Source organism: Bradyrhizobium sp. MI1.7, assembly GCF_055811795.1.
The window spans coordinates 86559-106113 of the sequence record NZ_JBVVPO010000024.1 but is presented as its reverse complement, the minus strand read 5'-3'; the positions used below and the strand labels follow the sequence as shown (position 1 = coordinate 106113).

Below are 19555 nucleotides of genomic sequence, written 5' to 3'. Positions count from 1 at the left end.
CCGTGTGGCGCCGGTTAGATTGAGGACCGGCCAGAGACGCCTGGACATTTCGGTGAATACGGAGATGACCCATGAAGCTCGCGCATAACGGAATCCAGCTGTCCTTCGACATTGCCGGCGCGGGACCGCTTCAATTCCTGTTCGTCCATGGCCTCGGCGGGGATCGCACGCATTTTGCGCCGCAGATGGAGTATTTCGCCCGTCAAGGTCGGGCATTGAATGCCGAGCTGCGGGGGCATGGTGAGAGCGACAAGCCGCAACAGGCGTATTCGATCGAAGGCTTCGCCGATGATCTCGTCTTTCTGTGCAACCGACAGCAGATCACAAAGCCGATCATCGTGGGTCAGAGCATGGGTGGCAACATGGCGCTCGAAATCGCCGCCCGCTATCCGGACTTTCCTGCAGGCCTGGTGCTGCTCGACTCAGGGGTGCTCTTCCCTGCCTCGGCAGGGACGGTGTTCGCCGGGTATCTGGAGGGCTTAAGGGGCGCGAATTTTGCGGACGAGGTACGGAAGATCGTGGCGGACTCCTGTCTGCCGACCGACCGATGCCGCGCCCATGTTGAACAGACCTTTCTGGCGACGCCACAGCACGTGCTGGTGTCCACGTTTACAAGTCTGTTTCCCTGGGATGTGCATCGGGCGCGTGAATGCGCCCAGGCGTGCCGGGTCCCGGTGCTCTACATCGAAGCGGCCCATCGGCTCGCGGATCTGGATCGTTTTGCGGAGCTGTGTCCGCAACTGGTCACGGCCAAGGCCGTCGGCTCCGGGCATTTCCTGTCGCTGGAAGTGCCGGAGCAGATCAACCCGATGATCGACCGGTTTATCTCGCTCTACGTGCGAAGACCCGGGTAAGCTTCGTCATCGGCCGTGACGCGCCGCGACCGGCGTCCGTCGGGAAGCCACAATGCGCTGCCGGGCAGGGACGAAACCCTTTGCAGGCCGGGTGAAGCCGGCCGGAAACAAACCGGGCCTAACCTCCCGGGAGCTTTCCCGTCCAACCCGATTCAAGGGAGGATTTTATGAAAGCAGCGCTCTTGGTCCTGTCGCTTCTTGGCCAGCCCACGATTCCGATTTCAGACCGTGTGCCCATCTTCAATGTGGAAGCCCTTTGCCGGGACGTTTCCGCCGACGACAAGGCCTCAGGGCTCACCCTGGCGCAGGACGCCGGCGAGTGCGTGCGTGACGAGACAATTGCGCAGCAACAGCTGAGCTCGACCTGGCTGACTGTTCCGGGCCCCGCGCGCGCTAGTTGCGAAGGCGAGGCTGCGGCAGGGGGAATAGAAAGCTATGTCGATCTACTCACCTGCCTGCAGATGGCAGGTTGGGCGAATCCGACTCCGCCGCCGAAGCCCCCGCTCAGGGGAGCGAGCAAGATGCGGAACGCCAAGAATGAGCTGCGGAACGAATTGAAGAATTAGCTGCGCAGGTGACAATGGGGACGAGAAGACGGCGGAGCAGCTTCTTGGCAGGTCGCGTATCATAGCCTGCGCGTTCGCCGGCAGCGGGGTCCTGCGAGCGATGCGACGAAGTTCCGGGCGCCGGGTGGCGGTCGCCATCAATGATGGGCCGACACGCCCTTGACGCATTGGGTCAACAGATCAACGCTGGCGAATTGGCTGACATCGCCCAGGCTGATCATGCCGACCATCCGCCTGCTCTTGTTGATCACGGGCAGCCTGCGGATTTTCAGCGTCTCCATGTGATGCACGGCTTTCGCCAGATCGTCGTCTTCCCGGCAGCAATGGATGCCTTCGGTCATCACGTCCCGCGCCGTCATGCGCGCGGCGTTGAAGTTCTTGCTCGCGAGGCCTTTGCAGACGATGTCGCGATCGGTCACCATCCCGATCAGATGGTCGTCATCGCCGATCGGAATGCAGCCGATGTCGTGCCCTTGCATCAACTTCGCGATCTCGGTGATCGGGGTGTCCGGGCTGACCCAATCGACACCCTTGTGCATCACGTCCTTGACCTTCATGGAGGACCTCCGTTGCGAACGCAGCCCCCGTGACGTGATTATACTACGAACCGGGCGCGACCGCACGCGCGCCGCGACGAAGGCGCAGGAAAAATCATCCCGCCGCCATGCTGCGTCAACCGTGCGTGCTGAAGCGTCCATGCGGCGCATTGGCCGTCAGCCGTTCAAACTGTGCATGCGTCAGGTGAAGCAGCGTCTCATGGTCGCCGGCTTCGATATAGATCTCGGGCTGCGCCCGGATGCTGTCATCGACGATGAGATCGAGCCCGTAGCATCGGCCTACCGCCGGAACGGCTCCATGCGCGCAGTCCGCGAACAGCCTGTTGATCTCGGTTTCGTTCGCCATCACGAGATCCGCGCCGAGCTTCTCCTTCAAGTCCGGCAAGTTGAGACGGTGCGATGCCGGAACGATCGCGAGCATATAGCCGCCGTCATGGCGCAGCACGACGGCCTTGGCGAAACGATCGCCCGAGACGTGGCAGGCCTGCGCCGTGCGCGCGGATGACATGGTGAAAACGTGCGGGATCTCGACATACTGGATGTTCTCGGCAGCCAGGTATCGGTGGAGCGTGGGGGCAATGGTCATGGCGTAGCCTTTCGGATGGATATGCGAGCCATCCATCGTGAGGCTGCCCCGCCGCACGATGGGCGGCCGCGTGATTGCCGGATGCCAGCATAGGCCTCGCGCTCGAATGCGGCAATCGAGTCGGGGGTTCAGATCGTTCCGGGCGCGCCTTTCCGCTTCGTTTGCCGCCGATCGATTGTGGCTTTTGCTGCGCTTCTCGTGTCCTACGGGATCCTTGCCACAACGTTGGGCCGGTTCTCCCTGAGCCACGCGACGGCCTCGGGTCCATCGACGACGCACGCGAAGGTTTCCCAGGTCGGGTCCTCCAGGGATTCCGATTGCAATCGCTTCGCCGCATATTCGACGAGGTCGTGCAAGCCTTCGTAGCCTCGCCGGTGTTCGAGGGACTCTGCAATCGCCGTGCTGGTCCAGCCTCGTCGGGCCAGATCGACAATGCTCGGAGCGTCAGCCTCGCTGAACCACGGTGTGGCATCGAACTCGATGCAGCGGACATTATCGGCGGTGTGGCAAGTGGCGTGGATCATGGGGTTCCTCCGTTCGCCGGCTCAGTTTCACATCGCTGCCTCGCACGCTCTCAGACTTTGACCAGGTCCCCCAGCAGGTTCGCCGCCACCGTCAGCTTGGCAAGCGTCAGGCCGCTGGCCGCAATCTCCTCGACCGAGCGGCGGATACGCGCCGCTTCGGGGTGAGCCGCAAGCCACGTCTCGACGGCCTGCTGGCCGGACTGGCCGGTTGCCAGCATATCCGCGGCCAGTCTTCTCTCGGCGCTGGCGATCTGCTCGACGGCGCGATCGACCGCCATGCGTTCGAAATAATCATTTGCCGGCACGCTGCGCGCGGCGGCGATGATGCGGTCGAGACGGAAATTGGCTTCCGCAGCGAAGAAGGTTGCGGCAGCATCGCCGATGGCGCGGGAGGTGCGCTCGGCGACCGTCACGATATCGGGTGCCGCAATCAGAGGGTCGAGATCGGCGAGCTCGCCGGCGAGGCCGGCCGGGACGCCGGCATCGGTGAGTTCCTGGCGCCGCTTGCCGCGCGCGGCCTGCAGGTCCGGCGGCAGTGTGGTGTCGAGGGAGGCCGCGATCTCGCGGATACCCGGGCCAAAACGCCCGATGACCGCCTCGAGGCCGTCCTTGAAATCGACATTGCGCACGTACCAGACCATGCGGGAAATCAGGAGGTCCTGGACCGTCGCGCAGAGGCCGAGCTGCACCTGCCCGTCGATCCGGGTGTCGAGCGCGTCGATCGCGTCATTGAGCCGCCTGAGCTCGTAGATCGCGTCCACCGCCACCTGCGCCATGACGATGGTGGAGATATCGGCGTCGGTCTCGTCGGTCAGGCGGACGACACACGCCGGGCCGCCGCGGTTGATCACGGCATTGACGAGACTGGTCGCGATGATCTCGCGTCGCAGGCGATGGAGCTCGACCGCGGCCGGGAATTTATCGGGAACCTCGCGCGGAAAATACAGGGACAGTCTGCGAGCGAGGTAAGGATCATCAGGCACGCTGGTGAGGAGCAGGTCCTCGTAGAGCGTCAGCTTGGCGTAGGCGAGCAGCACGGCAAGCTCGGGCCGTGTCAGGGCCTGGCCGCGCCGTGTCCGCTCGGTGAGCGCTGCGTCGTCGGGCAAGAACTCCACGGCGCGGCTGAGCAGGCCGCGCTGCTCGAGCGACTGCATCAGGCGGGTGAGGAAGCCGGTCTCGGCCACGCCCTTGCGCTCGGCCAGCGAGAGCGCCAGCGTCTGCAGATAGTTGTTGCGCAGCACCAGCGTGCCGACCTCGTCGGTCATCGCGGCCAGCAGGCTGTTGCGATCGGCGAAGCTGAGGCGTCCCTCGCGTTCGGGGCGCGCCAGCGCGACCTTGATATTGACCTCGACGTCGGAGGTGTTGACGCCGGCCGAATTGTCGATGGCGTCGGTGTTGAGCTTGACGCCCTTCTGTGCCGCTTCGATGCGGCCGCGCTGGGTGACGCCGAGATTGGCGCCTTCGCCGATCACCCGGGCGCGAACGTCAGTGCCTGCGATGCGGATCGGATCGTTGGCGCGGTCGCCGGCCTGATCGTCGCTCTCTGCCGATGCGCGGATATAGGTGCCGATGCCGCCGAACCACAACAGGTCCGTGCGCGCTTTCAGGATCGCCGTCATCACCTCGAACGGCGTGGCCTGCTCCTTGTCGAGATCGAGCAGGCTGCGGACTTCCGGTGCGAGCGGGATCGCCTTGAGCGTGCGCGAGAACACGCCGCCGCCCTGCGAGATCAGCGACTTGTTGTAGTCCTGCCAGCTCGATCGCGGCAGGTCGAACAGACGCTTGCGCTCGGCGAAGCTGGTCGAAGGGTCGGGGGAGGGATCGATGAAGATGTCGCGATGATCGAACGCGGCCACGAGCCTTGTCGCCGGCGAGAGCAGCATGCCGTTGCCGAAGACGTCGCCGGACATGTCGCCGACGCCGGCAGCCGTGAACGGCATGGTCTGAATGTCGGTGCCGAGCTCACGGAAGTGGCGCTTGACCGCCTCCCAGGCGCCGCGCGCCGTGATCCCCATCTTCTTGTGGTCGTAGCCCTGGCTGCCGCCGGAGGCGAAGGCGTCGCCGAGCCAATGGTTCTTCTCGGCCGAGATCGCGTTGGCGACATCGGAGAAGGTGGCGGTGCCCTTGTCGGCGGCGACCACGAGGTAGGGGTCGTCGCCGTCATGGCGCACGGTGGAATCGGGCGGCACGACGGCGTCGCCGTCGAGATTGTCGGTGAGCTCGAGCAGCGAGCGCACGAAGATGCGATAGGCCGCGGTGCCTTCCGCGAGCCAGGCGTCGCGATTGGACGGTGGCGGCAGGCGCTTGGGCACGAAACCGCCCTTGGCGCCGACCGGCACGATCACGGCGTTCTTGACCTGCTGCGCCTTCACGAGACCCAGGATCTCGGTGCGGAAATCCTGCGGCCGGTCGGACCAGCGCAAGCCGCCGCGCGCGACCTTGCCGAAGCGCAGGTGAATGCCTTCGACCCGCGGCGAGGAGACGAAGATCTCGTAGAGAGGCCGCGGCGCCGGCAAATCGTCGATCCGCCGCGCGTCGAACTTGAAGGAGATGACCGGACGCGGATGTCCATCGTCGCCGATCTGCCAGAGATTGGTGCGGATGGTTGACTGCACCAGATTGGTGAAGCGGCGCAGGATGCGGTCTTCATCGAGCGAGGCGACGGATTTGAGCTGCTCCTCGATCTCGGCAAGGAGTGCCGTCTCGCGCGCCGAACGCTCGCGATCGGTAAGCACGAGGCGTGGATCGAGGCGGGTCTGGAACAGTGCGACGAGGGTGGCCGTGATCGCGGCGTTCTTGCGCAAGGTCTCCCACATGTAATCCTGGGTGAACGGAGCGCGGATCTGGTGCAGATAGCGCGACAGCGCCCGGATCGTCGAGACCTCGCGCCAGCCCAGCGCGGTGCGCAGGATCAGGGCGTTGTATCCGTCGGATTCGGCGCGATCTGTGACCACCGCCATGATCGAGGCTTCCAGGCGATGGCTGAATTCCGGGTTGATCTCGATCGGCTGGCCGTCGCTGGTCTCGATCGTCATCTCATGCAGCCAGACCGGCTCCGGCCTGTTGCCGGGCACGATCTGATAGGTGCGTTCGTCGACCACGCGCAGGCCGTGATTTTCGATCACCGGCACGCGGTAGGACAGCGATAGCGGTGCGGCGTCGGAGAACACCTTGAGGCCGAAGCGCCTGGGATCGTCCTCGCCCTTGTCGCGGTGCACCGAGATCGTCACCGGGCGTGCCGGCGTCAGCTTTTCGATGGTGGCGATGTCGGCGATGGCCTGCTCCGCCGTGAAAACCTCGGTATAGCCGCCGCTAAAGGCCTGGGCATAACGATTGGCGATCATGCGCGCCCGCATGCCGTCGGTCGACGCGGTGAGCGCGGCCTTGAGCTTGTCGGTCCAGGTCGCGGCAATGGCGCTGATGCCGGCTTCGAGCGCGGCGCGCTCGACGACGGGCGTTTTGCCTTCATAGCGTCCGATGATGAAGTGGACGCGCGCCAGCGCGCCTTCAGGGAACGATACGTAGGACGCCGACAGGGTCCCCTTGTAGACCTGCGACAGGAAGGCTCCGACGCGCGTGCGGACGTCGGTGTCGTATTTGTCGCGCGGAATGAAGGTGAGGATGGAGACGAAGCGATCGAACTTGTCGACCCGCGCCAGCGCCCGGACGCGCGGGCGCTCGTAGAGGATCAGGACCTCGATGACGAAGTTGTAGAGCGTGTCGACGTCGATCTGGAACAGCTCGTCACGCGGATAATCTTCGAGGATATGCATGAGCGCCTTGCCCGAATGGCCGTTCGGGTCGAAGCCGGCGCGCTGCAGCACCCGCGCAACCTTGTGGCGCACATAAGGGATCTGCCGCACCGAGCGGGTATAGGCGCCGGAGGTAAACAGGCCGACGACGCGCAATTCGCCCTCGAGCCGGCCGTCGGGTGCATAGAGCTTGATCCCCACATAATCCATCCGGATGCGCCGATGGACGAGGCTTGAGACATTGGCCTTGATGACGATCAGCAGCGTCGGCTCGTGCATGAACTCGCGGATTTCCGATGTCATCACCACCATTTCGTTGCCGCGTCGCAGGACTTTCACGTCGGGATCGCGCAGGATGCCGAGGCCTTCGCCGGTGGTGATGTCGTCCGACGCGTCGCTGTCGGGCGAGAAGCGATATTCGCGCACGCCGAGGAAGGTGAAATTGTCCGCGCAGAGCCATTGCAGGAACTGATTGGCTTCGGCGACCTCGTCGATCGGCAGCGGCGGCGGATTGGAAGCGAACGTCTTGATTGCCTCCTCGACGCGGTCACGCATGGCGCGCCAGTCGGTGACGCAGGCGCGGACGTTGTTCAATGCCCTGGTCAGTCCGTCGATCAGCTTCTGGCGATCGGCGTCGGCGTCCAGGCGGGTGATGTGGAGGTGAATCAGGCTTTCGCGAACGCCTCTTGCTCCCTCCGGCAGTGCTTCGCCGTAGAATCTCAGCAGCTTGCCCTCGGCATCGCGCTCGACGGCGATGATCGGGTGGGCGACGAGGGTGACTTCGATGCCCTGCTCGGCGAGTTCCGCCATCGTGGAGTCGTACAGGAAAGGCATGTTGTCGTTGAGAATCTCGAGCACGGAAATCTCGCGCCCGTTCGGCAACGTCGGATTGACCACGCGGATATCGGCGCTGCCCGACGTGCGCCGCTGCACATGCTCCCAGGCTTGCTCCGCCAGGACGGCAAGCGAGGCGGCATCGTAATTGTCGAGATCCTCGATATTGCTGTAGCCGAACAGGGGCTCGGCAAAGGCCCGCGGGCTCTTGCCCGGCGGCACGCTGCCGGCTGCATCGCGGATCAGGGTTGCCCGGGCCTTGTCGTCACGCCACGCCATCATGTCCTCCATTTGCCGCGCCGTCCGACCGCAGTCGCGATCCTCAGCCTAATTCTGGAGTGCATCTCGTCGAGCACCGCGATCGAGTGGATACGCAAGATCCTCGGTCTCGTGCGTCGGCGACTTCCGGCGACAATACTACGATCCCGGAGCGAAAGGCGCACGCTGTTGTGAGGCGTGCCGAAATTCCCGACGGCAGCGGCGCTGACGGCCGCCGAATCATTGAGGCGAGAAAAATCACGAGCAATTTCAAATCTGTATGAGCTCGTGGTTTTATTCTGAATGGCGCGCTGGAGCTCCGTTCCGATTGCGCTGCAGCGGGCTCTAGTGAGTGCGGGTCAGCTCCACGCCATCGACCACCATTTTCCAGGTTCCCGCTTCCCGGTGAGGCGGCGTCGACACCTCGAATGTCGTCGAGAGGAATGCAATGCCGACGACGAAATGATCGCCCTCGAACTGCCGCAGCGGAGCGTTGATCGACGTCGTGGTGGTCGCGCCAGCCCGGTTCAAAACCGGACTCGCCGATGCAGCGCGGCGCATCGGCACGCGCGTTAACAGATTGTTCATTGAGCACGGCGCGCCAGCCGTAACCGCCGGTTAACCATGGATATTTACGGTGTAGCAAGCCTCTGAACCGGGGCTGTCAGTTGATTTCGAGTCCAACCTTATGGCGTTCGGTCGAAGCGCATCTCCGCGAAGCATCGCCCCGACGGAGTCTGCGGCTTCGTGGGAAGCGCCGCGGGCTGCGACGGCGAAGCCTGACAGCGCTGCTCCTGCGCTGATCAAGGGATCGCTGACCGTCACCGGTGCGCTCTCCTTCCTGCGCGAGAATGGCCGGCGCATCCTGACGCTGGCGCTGGCGCTGTTCGCCCTGGGCGTCATTGTCCTGATGGTCTTGCCGGTCCGGTATGCCGCGACGGCCCTGGTCGTCGTCGATCCCCGCGAGCTGCGCGTCACCTCGGAGCAGGACGTACTGCCGGGCATCGGCCAGGATGCCGCGGCACTTCAGAGCCAGATCGAGATCGCCAAATCGGACGGCTTTCTCCGCCCCCTGATCGAGCAGCTCAAGATCGCCGACGACGCGGACATCGCGGGTGGTTACACCGACATGACGCGCCTGCTCGAAAAATTCCGCAACCGTCTCGATATCTCGCGCCGCGGACTGACCTACGTCATTGCGATTTCATTCACCTCGAACAATGCGGAACGGGCCGCGCATTACGCCAATGCCATCGCCGAGGCGTTCGTCGCCAGCCAGGGCCGTGTCCGCACCGAGGCGACGGACGAGGCGGCCGACTGGCTCAAGGACCGGCTGAAGGCATTGAACGAGCGCCTGCGCGTATCGGAAGATGCCGTTGCCGCCTTCAGGTTCGAGCACAAGATACTCAATGCCGGCAAGGATTCCACGACCCAGCAATTGCGGGTGACCGATCTCAACCAGCAGGTCTCCGCTGCTCGCGCGCGCACCGAGGAAGCCAAGGCGCGTTACGAGCAGGTGCAACGCGATCTCAAGGCCAATGTCGAAGGTCCGGTGAAGCAGGACCTTCTGAGCATGCTGCGCGCGCAGCGCTCGACCCTGAACGATCAGATCGCGCAGAAGAAAGCGGTGTACGGCGACCGCCATCCCGACCTCGCGATCTCCTACAGCCAGCTGGCTGACATCAACAGGCAGATCGAGGTCGAGCGGAAGAAGAACATCGACACGGCGAAGTCCGAATATGAGGCTCAGCTGGAGCAGCAGAACGCGCTGGAAAAGCAGCTCAGGGCGGTCGAGACGCAGATGCTGGTCGACGGTCAGGCACTCGTGAAGCTGCAGGAGCTGCAGCGCGACGCCGATGCCAACAAGAACATCTACGAGCAGTTCCTGTCGCGGTTCAAGACGACCAACGAGCAGCGCCAGCTGCAGAGCTCCCAGACCAAGATCGCCTCGCTCGCCATTCCGCCGATGCGCTCGACGCGTCCGCCCCTCGCCTTGCTGCTCGCGGCGCTCGCGATCGGCTCGATCCTGACCTCGACGGCGGCCGTTGCGGCGATGGGAAGCATGTCCGACGGGCCTGCGCCTGCCGAGGCTCCTGCTCAAACTCCTGCTCAAACTCTTGCGCGTGCTGAAGCGGCGGAGGCGCAAGTCCAGCGACCGGCCCCGGCCGCGCGCCAGCCCGAGGCGATGCCGAACCTGCCTGTCTGGGCCCGCATTCCCGATCTGGCGCCTGGCGCCGTGGCCAACACTGTATGGCAAAGGCCAATCACTGCGACGGCCGAGCTCGATCTCGGCGCATATCTGCGTCCGCTTCTCGAGCGGATCGATCGCGCGCCGGTGCGTGGCTGCAAGGTCGCCCTCGTGTTGTCGGTCGGCAAAGGTGCCGGCGGCAACACCGTTGCGCGCTCGCTCAATCGCGCGGCGGTGAATCGGGGCATGATGAGCGTGCTGATCCGGCTCCAGCCGGAATTCGCCGGTGCCCAGCCTCCGGTGACCGAATGGCAGGACGGCTCCACCACGGCAGGGCTCCAGTCGATCGACGAGCTGCTGAGCGCCGGCAGAAAAGCCGATGCGCGGCCCGAGGACGATATTCGCTCGGAGTTCGATCTGATCGTCGTCCATGCGAGCAATCTCGCACTTCAGCCCGACGCCATCGCGCTGGCCGCGCACGCGGATCTGATCATCCCGGTGGTCCGCGCCGGCGAGCTCGGTTCGGCGGCGATGCGGCGGGTCACCGCTGCGCTGTCGAGGTACAACACCGTGCCGACCGGTCTCGTCGTCAATCACGCGCCGGCGGGTTCGGTGGCGCCTGAGGGCAGCGCGTTAAGCAGGGCGGTTTGACGATGCCGACCGGTGGCAAAGCTACGGCTTGCGTCTGAGGCGCAGCACGCAAGCGCACCTGTAATCTGCTTCACACGCAAACGCGCCCAATCACGCTAGATGAACCAGGGCCCGCCTCCGCGCGGCCCGGTTCGGAGCTGGCGATGATGGCTGCACTGGCAAAGGCGATATCCCGCGCGACGAGAACCAACGTTGATGTCGAAACCGTAAAGGTGCTCGTGATTTTCTCGGGCGCGGGCTTGCTGCTCTCCCTCGTCGCCGCGATGATCTACGGACAGGCCGTCAGCGCCGCCTTGTTCTGAGATCGCGCGAGTTGATCCCCAGGAGCCCGCCCAAAGCGGGCGTCTCGCAGGTGCCGGCCTTGCATTCGAGCCGTCATTGACGCCGCGAGGCGGCGCCCGCAGGATGCGGCGTCTCCAATGCGCGACTATTTCGGCTCGGGATTGCGGCGATGACTTCTCAAGCTCACTCCGCAACGTTGGTGCTCATTGCCCGAATACCGCCTGAGGGTATCGAGGCCTTCCGCGCCTACGAGGATGCCGTCTTGCCGCTATTCGCTGCGTTCAACGGGCGTGTGTAGCGTCGTCTTCGAAATCCGGATGGCACGATCGAGGTGCACATCGTCAGCTTCGCATCCGATGCGGACTTCCAAGACTATCGCAATGATCCCCGGCGCCTTGCGCATGCCTCATTGTTGGAAAAATCGTCCGCGAAGCTGGAATTGCTTTCGATGGCGGACGTCTCGCAATGGCCGGTGACATCGGCGCCGGGATGATCGACGGGGCAATGACCGAAATGTAACCGGGCGGCCGGGCATCATCGAACTGTCATCCCTTCGTCATGCGCGCTCTATGGATCGCTGCTCCCTTCGCCGCGCATCGTGGGGGGCTGATATGCATCTGAATGAGACAATGTCGTCCGACCGCCGGTCGATCCTGAAGGGCCTCGCGGCCGCAGCCGTCACGTCCCTGGCGGCACCGGCCATGGCAGCCGACGGCCTGCCGGCGCAGCCGACCGGAGCGGCGGCCGCCATCGCCACCGACAATGCCTATTGGGCGGCGGTGAAGGGGCTCTATTCAGTGACGCCGGATGTCGTCAATCTGGAGAACGGCTTTTGGGGCATTATGGCCGAGCCGGTGAGGCGCGAGTTCATTCGCCAGACCGATATGGTCAACTATCAAAACACCTACTACGCGCGGCAGCGCGCGGGTGCGGATTTCGAGGCCGTGCGCATCAAGGTGGCCCAGGCGGTCGGCGCGGCGCCCGAGGAGATCGCGCTCACCCGCGGCGCGACCGAAGCGCTGCAGCTCCTGATCGGCGGCTACAACATGCTGAAGCCCGGCGACAGCGTTCTCTACGCCGACCTCGACTACGATTCGATGCAGTACGCGATGAACGCGCTTAAGGCGCGCCGCGGTGTCGACGTGGTCAGGTTCGATGTGCCGGAGCCGGCCACCCGCCAGGCCGTGCTCGACGCCTATGCCCGCGCCCTCGAGGCGAATCCCAGGACCAGGCTCCTCCTCCTCACCCATGTCAGCCATCGCACCGGCCTCGTCATGCCGGTCGCCGAGATCGCCCGCATGGCCAGGGTCAAGGGCATCGACACCATCGTCGACGCCGCGCATTCCTGGGGGCAGATCGACTTCAGGGTAGGCGAGCTCGACGTCGATTTCGTCGGCTTCAACCTGCACAAATGGATCGGCGCGCCGCTCGGCGTGGGCTTCCTCTACATCAGGAAGGATCGCCTCGCCGACATCGATCGTGACATGGGCGACGAGGATTTTGCGGAGACCGATATCCGCTCGCGGGTGCACACCGGCACGGTCAATTTCGCGACGGTCCTGACGGTGCCCGCGGCCGTGGCGCTCCATCAACAGATCGGCGCGGCGGCAAAGCAAGCCCGCCTCCGCTATTTGCGCGATTACTGGGTGAGCCGCGCCCGCGGATTCAAGGACATCGAGATCCTGACGCCGGATGAGGTCGGCTCATATGGCGCGATCACGTCCTTCCGTCTCGCCGGCAAGACCAGCAAGGCGGACAACGATGCTATCGTCGTGAAGCTGAGGGATAGCCACAAGGTCATGACGGTGCGCCGGGCGGGCGTCGCCAAGGGCCAATGCATCCGTGTGACGCCGGCGCTCTTTACCGACGAGGCCGATCTCGACCGCCTCGTCGAGGCGCTCGCCGTCGTCACGGGGACGAAGACGGGGTAGGCCCGGGCGCGGGACTGACATCACCACGAATTCACGGGACTTCATCCTCCGCGCATCTGACAAATGTGAGATGCGGGGGCGTCCATGAGCCCTGGCCGCCCCATTTTATCGGCCCACGGTCTGGTTTATCTCTGTCACTCCGGTGCCCTGCGCAAGGAGGAGACGCGTGCTCGACCGTATTCTCAGATTCGTGACGCTCGGATCGATCATCGTTGGCATGGCTGCGATCTATGCGGCGCTACACACCAACAATCGGCGTCTGGGCGCGGACATCTTCCTTCGATATTCCGACCGGGTCTCCGACCTGCGACGCCGCCTTCCGGTCGCGGCATTCCTCGAGCGAGGGGCTGCCGGCGACATTGAGATCACACCGGAAGAGCGCCGGGCGGTACACGAGATCATTCATTCGATCTTCGAGCTCTACGAACTCAAGGTGCATGGCTTCTTTCCGCCGGCGATCTGGAAGATCAGGGAGCCCGATATCGAACGGCTGCTCTCGCTGCCGGTCTTTCAGCAGGAACTGGCGGGCCTGGAGGGCCGATATACGAGACATCCGCGTTTGACAGCTTGGCTTGAGAAGATCAGGGGCCAGCGCGAGACGGCCTGACTTTCGCAGTGAATCGGTCGGCGGTCTCACCGCCAGCCAAGCGCCGGCGCGACGTGCTTCAAGATCGCCTCGATCGCATGTGCGCAATAGTCGACGCCGAGCTGGTTCGGAATCGTCAGCAGCAGCGTATCGGCCTCGGCGATCGCCTCGTCCTGCCGTAGTTGCTCGATCAGTGCCTCCGGCTCGGCCGCATAACTCCGGCCGAAGATCGCACGCGTTTGCGGGTCGATGAAGCCGATCTGGTCTTCGCCTCCGCGCTCCCCGCCGAAATAGGCGCGGTCGCGATCATTCATCAGCGCGAAGATGCTGCGGCTGACGGACACGCGGGGCTCGCGGGCGTGGCCGGCCTCCGTCCACGCGGCGCGATAGCTCCGGATTTGCGCCGCCTGCTGCACATGAAAAGCTTCGCCGGTCTCGTCGTTCTTCAGCGTCGAGCTCTGCAGATTCATGCCGAGCTTCGCTGCCCACACCGCGGTCGCGTTCGAGCCGGCGCCCCACCAGATCCGTTCGCGAAGGCCCGCCGCATGCGGTTCGAGGCGCAGCAGCCCCGGCGGATTGGGAAACATCGGTTGCGGATTGGGCTCGGCAAAACCTTCGCCGCGCAACAGGTCCAGAAAGACCTCCGCATGGCGCCGGCCCATGTCGGCATCGCTCTGGCCGTCGGCCGGGCGATAACCAAAGTAGCGCCAGCCGTCGATCACCTGCTCCGGCGAGCCGCGGCTGATGCCGAGCTGGAGCCTCCCGCCGGCGATGAGATCGGCGCTACCCGCATCCTCGATCATGTAGAGCGGGTTTTCGTAGCGCATGTCGATCACGGCCGTGCCGATCTCGATTGTGCTGGTTCTCGCGCCGACGGCGGCGAGCAGCGGGAAGGGCGAGGCCAGCTGGCGCGCGAAGTGATGCACGCGGAAATAGGCGCCATCCGCGCCGAGCTGTTCCGCCGCGACGGCCAGCTCGATGGATTGCAGCAGCGTGTCCGCCGCCGAGCGGGTCTGCGATTGCGGCGAGGGCGTCCAGTGTCCGAAGGACAGAAATCCGATCTTTTTCATGGGCGTCATTTAATGATGGCGGGGGCGGCGTCAACCGCCTGCGCCGGCGGTGCGGGTATGCGACGGGGCTGGCGCGAAATGCTCGGCGCGGTCGACCAGGAGATCCAGAAAGCTTCGCGCGCGCAACGACATCCACTGCGTCTCCGGATAGACCGCGTGCAGGGGCAGCGCGGCGATGGTGTACTCCGGAAGCACATGTTCGAGCTCGCCGCTGCGAAGGCCCTCCGCGGCATTCCATTCGGGCAGGATCGCGATGCCGAGATGCTGCATCGTCGCCTCCTGCATCGCATCGGCGTCGTCGACGTGAATGGGTCCGTTGATCGATGCGACGTGACGGCCATGCTCGGATTCGAAGGCCCATTGCTGCGCCGGCGACATCCGCGAATAGACGATGCACTGGTGCGAGCTGAGATCGTCAGGTGTCCGCGGCAGCGGGCGGCCGTGCAGATAGGTGGGTGTCGCAACAAGATGGCGCTGCACGGTCCCGAGCCGGCGGGCGACCAGCGTGCTCGCTTCCAGGTTTCCAATGCGCAGCGCCAATTCGATGCCTTCTTCCACCAGATTGACGAACCGCTCGCTGAAGCGGATGTCGACCCGCACTTCCGGATAATTCCGAACGTACTCGGCGATGACGGGCATCACGTAGCGCCGTCCGAACGACGACGGCACGCCGATCCGGAGCGTGCCGGTGGGGCGGGGTGCGGCCTGTTCGACACTCGACCGCGCCATGTCGAAGCTGTCGAGGATCTGCCGCGCGAGATCGTAGATCCGGTGCGCTTCGGCCGTCGGCTTCAGTGTGCGCGTCGTGCGCGAAAACAGCTGCGTGCCGAATTCGCTTTCAAGCATCGCAATGCGCTTGCTGATCGCGGGCTGGCCGATTCCGAGCTCCTTGGCCGCAGCCGAGAAGCTGCCGCCCTCCAGGGCGCGAACGAAAGCGCGCAGGCAATCGATCCGGTCCATAATTCATTCCGATCTGGAATAAATTATATCCCATTTATTCCGTAGTGCGCAACTCGGCGGGTCGCTAGGCTCCCTCAAAACAAGCATTCACAGGGGAGGAGACGAAATTGGCACGCCATATCGGAATTGTCGGCGCCGGCATCGCCGGCCTGCATCTCGCGCTTTACCTGCAGAAGCACGGCGTGGACGCGACGATCATCACGGATCGACCGCCCGAGGAATACAAGAACATCCGCCTGCTCAACACCGTCGCGCATCACCACGTGACGATCGCGCGCGAGGACTATCTCGGCGTCAATCACTGGAGCGATCCGAAGGACCATTATTACTACCACGATCACGTCTTCAATTTTCCGCAGCCGCTGAGCTTTCGCGGTGATTTCTCGAAGCCGAGCCGCGCCGTCGACTACCGGATCTATCTTCCTGCCCTGATGCAGGATTTTGTCAGCCGCGGCGGCAAGATCGAATATCGCCGCATCGAAGAGCGCGACATCCGTCCGCTGGTCGCCCGTTTCGATCTCCTGGTCGTCTCGACCGGCAAGGGTCCGCTGGGCCAGCTCTTCACTTACCGGCCGGAGCACACCCCCTATTCGCAGCCGCAACGGCGGCTGTGCGTCGGGCTTTACACCGGCATGCGGCAGCCCGATCCCATGAACGTCACGCTCTCGGTGTCTCCAGGCCATGGCGAGATGATCGTGATCCCGACCATTACGTTCGGCGGTGTCGCCAACGCGCTGCTGATGGAGAATGTGCCGGGCGGCGACATGGAGGAACTGGCCACGCTCAGCTACGACGACAACCCGAAGCACTTCTTGAAAGTGCTGCTCGGCAAGCTCGAGAAGCATCACCCGACGACCTACGACCGCATCGACACCGCGCGCTTCGATCTCGCGCAGCCGCAGGATCTGCTGCAAGGCGGCGTGGTCCCGACGGTGCGCAACACTGTGGTCGAGTTCGACGACGGCAAATGCGCGATCGCGCTCGGTGACGTCCATGCGATCGTCGATCCCATGATGGGCCAGGGCGCCAATGTCGCCTCCTATGCGGCCTTCGTGCTCGGCGAGGAGATCGTCAACGCGGATGCGCTCGACTTGCGCCTGTGCGAGAAGATCGAGCTGAAACGACAGGATCGCGTGCTGGCGGCCTCGCGCTGGACCAATGTGATGCTGCAGCCGCCGACGGAAGCGCTGGGCATGCTGATCGGCGCGATGAGCCAGAACCCGGCGCTGGCCAACGAGTTCACCGAGAATTTCAACTACCCGGACCGGCAGTGGGACCGCATCTGCACGCCGCAGCGCATCCAGGCCTGGATCGAGCGCATGTCGGCGCCGCCTGAGCCGGTCAGGGCGATTGCGTGAGGACCGATGCGAGTGGGGATTGACATGCCGCGCGCCAATCCGGCCTCATTCCGCGAGGCCGCATCGCGCTTTACGACCGGTGTCGCGGTGCTGACCGCGCTGGACGAGCACGGCCGCGTCTGCGGCATGACCGCGAACAGTTTTGTCACCGTCAGCCTGTCCCCGCCGACCGTGCTGGTGTCGGTCATGCCAGGACGCATGCACCGGGCGATCTCGGCGACTGGACGCTACTGCGTCAACGTCCTGCCCGAGCATGGCCGGGACCTGTCGCGGCACTTCGCGAGCCAGCCGAACACCGGCGCGACGCCGGATTACGTCATCGTCGACGGCCTGCCGCGTCTGTCGGGCTGCATGGCCTGGTTCGCCTGCGAGGTCACACGCCACGTCGATGTCAGCGACCACACGCTGATCATCGCCGAAGTTTCGAGCTGCGACTATCGCGACACTACGCCGCTGGTGTTCTTCTCGAGCCGGTATCATCTCGGGCCGGGCGTGCCGGTGGATCGGTGAGGGTTGCAGCGGTCCGCGGCTTGAGTGGATCTGGTGTTTTCCTGGCTGCATCGGGGCGCTTTGGCGTTACCGCCGGGACTAGCTTGCCCTGGCGTTCTTTGCGCGAGGGGGCGTATCGTTGACGTTGTCGGCGCGCTTGGGATCGTCCGCGGCACGCCATTGTCGTGGCGTCATTCCGGTCCAGCGCCTGAAGGCGTGGGTGAATGCGCTGACTTCGCCATAGCCGAGCAGCCAGGCGGTTTGCGAAATCGGCAACTCGTCCTTTTTCAAATAGCTTTTGGCGAGGTCGATTTTCAGCTCGTCCATAATGCCGGTGAAGGTCAGTCCTTCCGACGCGAGGCGCCGCGCCAACGTGCGGTGGCTCATGCCGAGCCGGCGCGCGATCTCCTCAGCCCGTGCCTCGCGATGGGGAAGCAGTGGCGCGATGGCATTCTCGACGCTCGATCTGAGCGAAACTCCCCCAGGCTTCCGATGTGCAAGCGCCTCCTCGCAGAAGGTCACCAGCAGATCGTTCAAGTGGTGATCGGCACTTTCGATGGGCATCTGTCCCACGGACTGAGGGAAGGCGATCTCATCGACGTCTGATCCGAACTCGATCTCGCAACCAAGGAACGACCTGACCTCCGCGGGCATCGCTCGACGGCGATGGGCGACTTTGACACGGCTTGGCACCACGCGGCGGTTGGTCAGTGCGCGGTTGATTCGAATGATAGAGGTCACCCAGAATTCGATCTGGTGCCGATCCGACCGCCGTTCCACGCCGACATAGCTCAACGCAATCGCCATGTCCTTCGCGGCAAATCGCAGTGAAATTCCCTCGTTCGCGAGGCGGCAATAGCGCTCCGTCTTTGACAATGCTTCAGCGACTGTCCCGGATGAGGCCGCGACATAGTAGAGCAGGCCGATCTCACGAAGGTCGAAGTCCCGTGCCAGGTGAAATCCCAGGGCGTCGTCGTGCAGCGCCTCGGCACCAAGCTCCAGAAACTTGATCTGGCTTTCAACGCTAAGCCGCGCCTTGCGGTCTTGGATCTGCTCGAGGGTCAATCTGGCCTTGGACAGCAAGCCGTCCGCCTGAATGCCGGCTTCGCGCAGGCGGGCCCACACCAGGCGGGCGATGCCGCCGGTCGCACTGGGCATGGCTTGCAATTGGGGCGAACGGGCAGCAGCCACATCGAACCCTTTCGTCGTTGCCGCTGCGGCCTTGAGTCCTCGGCTCGCGCATCGGGATCGCGGCATAGAAAATCAAGTTATTGGCTCACGATAACAAGAAACCGGGTGTCATGTGACTTAAATCGGCGATCTGTCCCCCTAGGTGCGTCGTCTGTACTCGGGGGCGAACCCACCCCGAAAAAGCCCGAAGGCCTTGATGTCCAGCTGCGATGGCGCGCCGCCTATAAACGTGAAGATATTGCGAAGTTACGGAAAATTGCTCGGAATTCCTCATATCGCTCATGGCCCACGGACGGTTGCGCTTGAGCGCGTTGGCGATTGCGAGATCAACATGTTCGAAACGCTTGAAGCCGGTTCAGCTGCGGCGCCCCTGTTCTGGATGGAGCTGTTCGATCTTCGCGTTCACGCCTCGCGCGACAGCCGCGGATGCCGCAACATGAGCGACGCAGTCGCAGCGTTCAACGATTTTGCTTCGCAGGCGAGCCGCCTGGCGGAGGTGCCGCCGTGCGACACCGGCGAAGCCGTAGGCTGACAATTGCCGCGTCCACCGAGAGTATCCCCAGCGGAAAACGCAGCGCTTCTGACGCGCGGCCAGATTCTTGGCTACGACACGGAGCGGATGGCGTTTCTGTTTACGATGACGTATGGCGCCAGCATCGTCGACTGCGAGATAAGCAGCGTCGCGCTGGACGACCTTCACGGCTCGAAGGGCACGCGTCCCGACGAAAGGGAGACCCAATTCAGGTGTCTCCGCGACGCGGTCGAGCGCCTTGCATCATACGCTTTCGAACAGCAGGGCAGGCGGCAGCGCGAGCGGCTCCGCATCTTCTCCAAGCACGTCAAGGCGCTCTGACGACCGCCAAAGCAAGGCCGCCGCCGCAACGGCAACGCATATGCAATTTGTGCCACGTGAGATGC

General features: G+C 64.1%; 18 protein-coding genes. 10 read left to right on the top strand and 8 right to left on the bottom strand.

What is annotated here, in order from left to right; all coding sequences use genetic code 11:
* Window positions 1-71 precede the first annotated feature (71 nt).
* Together AC0L3X_RS22390 and AC0L3X_RS22385 are read left to right on the top strand one after the other, a co-directional pair.
* Window positions 72-854, top strand: coding sequence for an alpha/beta fold hydrolase (locus tag AC0L3X_RS22390; RefSeq protein ID WP_063985911.1), 783 nt, complete (start codon window positions 72-74; stop codon window positions 852-854).
* Between the two features lie 167 nt (window positions 855-1021).
* The gene (locus tag AC0L3X_RS22385; RefSeq protein ID WP_063979804.1) at window positions 1022-1420 is read left to right on the top strand and encodes a hypothetical protein; all 399 of its coding nucleotides are present in this window, start codon (window positions 1022-1024) and stop codon (window positions 1418-1420) included.
* A 137-nt stretch (window positions 1421-1557) separates the two neighbouring features.
* Here the strand turns inward: AC0L3X_RS22385 and AC0L3X_RS22380 are convergent, their stop codons facing one another.
* The 5 genes from AC0L3X_RS22380 to AC0L3X_RS22360 form a co-directional block, all read right to left on the bottom strand.
* The gene (locus tag AC0L3X_RS22380; RefSeq protein WP_063979803.1) at window positions 1558-1977 is read right to left on the bottom strand and encodes a CBS domain-containing protein; all 420 of its coding nucleotides are present in this window, start codon (window positions 1975-1977) and stop codon (window positions 1558-1560) included.
* A gap of 115 nt (window positions 1978-2092) precedes the next feature.
* On the bottom strand, window positions 2093-2812 hold the full coding sequence (locus AC0L3X_RS22375; protein ID WP_354102151.1) for an aminoacyl-tRNA deacylase: 720 nt from the start codon (window positions 2810-2812) through the stop codon (window positions 2093-2095).
* Window positions 2767-3087: a hypothetical protein gene (locus AC0L3X_RS22370; RefSeq protein ID WP_063979802.1), complete on the bottom strand. Its 321-nt coding sequence runs from the start codon at window positions 3085-3087 to the stop codon at window positions 2767-2769. The genes AC0L3X_RS22375 and AC0L3X_RS22370 overlap by 46 nt, the downstream gene beginning before the upstream one ends.
* Before the next feature lie 50 nt (window positions 3088-3137).
* A complete protein-coding gene (locus AC0L3X_RS22365) occupies window positions 3138-7964 on the bottom strand; it encodes an NAD-glutamate dehydrogenase (protein WP_063979801.1) in 4827 nt (1608 codons plus the stop codon).
* A 312-nt stretch (window positions 7965-8276) separates the two neighbouring features.
* Window positions 8277-8462, bottom strand: a complete 186-nt coding sequence (locus AC0L3X_RS22360; protein ID WP_193375933.1) for a hypothetical protein — start codon at window positions 8460-8462, stop codon at window positions 8277-8279.
* A gap of 157 nt (window positions 8463-8619) precedes the next feature.
* Between AC0L3X_RS22360 and AC0L3X_RS22355 the strand changes: the two genes are divergently transcribed.
* The 4 genes from AC0L3X_RS22355 (at window position 8620) to AC0L3X_RS22340 (ending at window position 13590) form a co-directional block, all read left to right on the top strand.
* Window positions 8620-10770: a GumC family protein gene (locus tag AC0L3X_RS22355; protein WP_473316757.1), complete on the top strand. Its 2151-nt coding sequence runs from the start codon at window positions 8620-8622 to the stop codon at window positions 10768-10770.
* Window positions 10771-10913: 143 nt separating this feature from the next.
* A complete protein-coding gene (locus tag AC0L3X_RS22350) occupies window positions 10914-11072 on the top strand; it encodes a hypothetical protein (RefSeq protein ID WP_231143684.1) in 159 nt (52 codons plus the stop codon).
* A 609-nt stretch (window positions 11073-11681) separates the two neighbouring features.
* Window positions 11682-12983 (top strand): aminotransferase class V-fold PLP-dependent enzyme, encoded by a 1302-nt coding sequence (locus tag AC0L3X_RS22345; protein WP_063986745.1) that lies wholly within the window; start codon window positions 11682-11684, stop codon window positions 12981-12983.
* 166 nt (window positions 12984-13149) lie between these two features.
* Window positions 13150-13590 carry a hypothetical protein gene (locus tag AC0L3X_RS22340; protein WP_473316756.1) on the top strand — a complete coding sequence of 147 codons (441 nt, stop codon included), beginning with the start codon at window positions 13150-13152 and terminating at the stop codon, window positions 13588-13590.
* A gap of 26 nt (window positions 13591-13616) precedes the next feature.
* Here the strand turns inward: AC0L3X_RS22340 and AC0L3X_RS22335 are convergent, their stop codons facing one another.
* Together AC0L3X_RS22335 and AC0L3X_RS22330 are read right to left on the bottom strand one after the other, a co-directional pair.
* A complete protein-coding gene (locus tag AC0L3X_RS22335; RefSeq protein WP_063979797.1) occupies window positions 13617-14639 on the bottom strand; it encodes an LLM class flavin-dependent oxidoreductase in 1023 nt (340 codons plus the stop codon).
* A gap of 30 nt (window positions 14640-14669) precedes the next feature.
* On the bottom strand, window positions 14670-15599 hold the full coding sequence (locus tag AC0L3X_RS22330; protein WP_063979796.1) for a LysR family transcriptional regulator: 930 nt from the start codon (window positions 15597-15599) through the stop codon (window positions 14670-14672).
* A 107-nt stretch (window positions 15600-15706) separates the two neighbouring features.
* Between AC0L3X_RS22330 and styA the strand changes: the two genes are divergently transcribed.
* Entirely contained in the window at window positions 15707-16957 is a 1251-nt protein-coding gene (styA, locus tag AC0L3X_RS22325; RefSeq protein WP_063979795.1) for a styrene monooxygenase subunit StyA, read from the top strand.
* A 24-nt stretch (window positions 16958-16981) separates the two neighbouring features.
* Complete coding sequence (gene styB, locus AC0L3X_RS22320) at window positions 16982-17467, top strand: styrene monooxygenase NADH-dependent flavin reductase subunit StyB (RefSeq protein WP_063979794.1); 486 nt, start codon at window positions 16982-16984, stop codon at window positions 17465-17467.
* 78 nt (window positions 17468-17545) lie between these two features.
* Here styB and AC0L3X_RS22315 read toward each other — a convergent pair whose 3' ends face one another.
* Window positions 17546-18637 carry an AraC family transcriptional regulator gene (locus tag AC0L3X_RS22315; RefSeq protein WP_224580953.1) on the bottom strand — a complete coding sequence of 364 codons (1092 nt, stop codon included), beginning with the start codon at window positions 18635-18637 and terminating at the stop codon, window positions 17546-17548.
* A 331-nt stretch (window positions 18638-18968) separates the two neighbouring features.
* Here AC0L3X_RS22315 and AC0L3X_RS22310 point away from each other — a divergent pair, with 331 nt between their 5' ends.
* Window positions 18969-19169 (top strand): hypothetical protein, encoded by a 201-nt coding sequence (locus AC0L3X_RS22310; RefSeq protein WP_224516821.1) that lies wholly within the window; start codon window positions 18969-18971, stop codon window positions 19167-19169.
* A 3-nt stretch (window positions 19170-19172) separates the two neighbouring features.
* A complete protein-coding gene (locus tag AC0L3X_RS22305) occupies window positions 19173-19490 on the top strand; it encodes a DUF1488 family protein (protein WP_256376441.1) in 318 nt (105 codons plus the stop codon).
* Window positions 19491-19555: the final 65 nt, after the last annotated feature.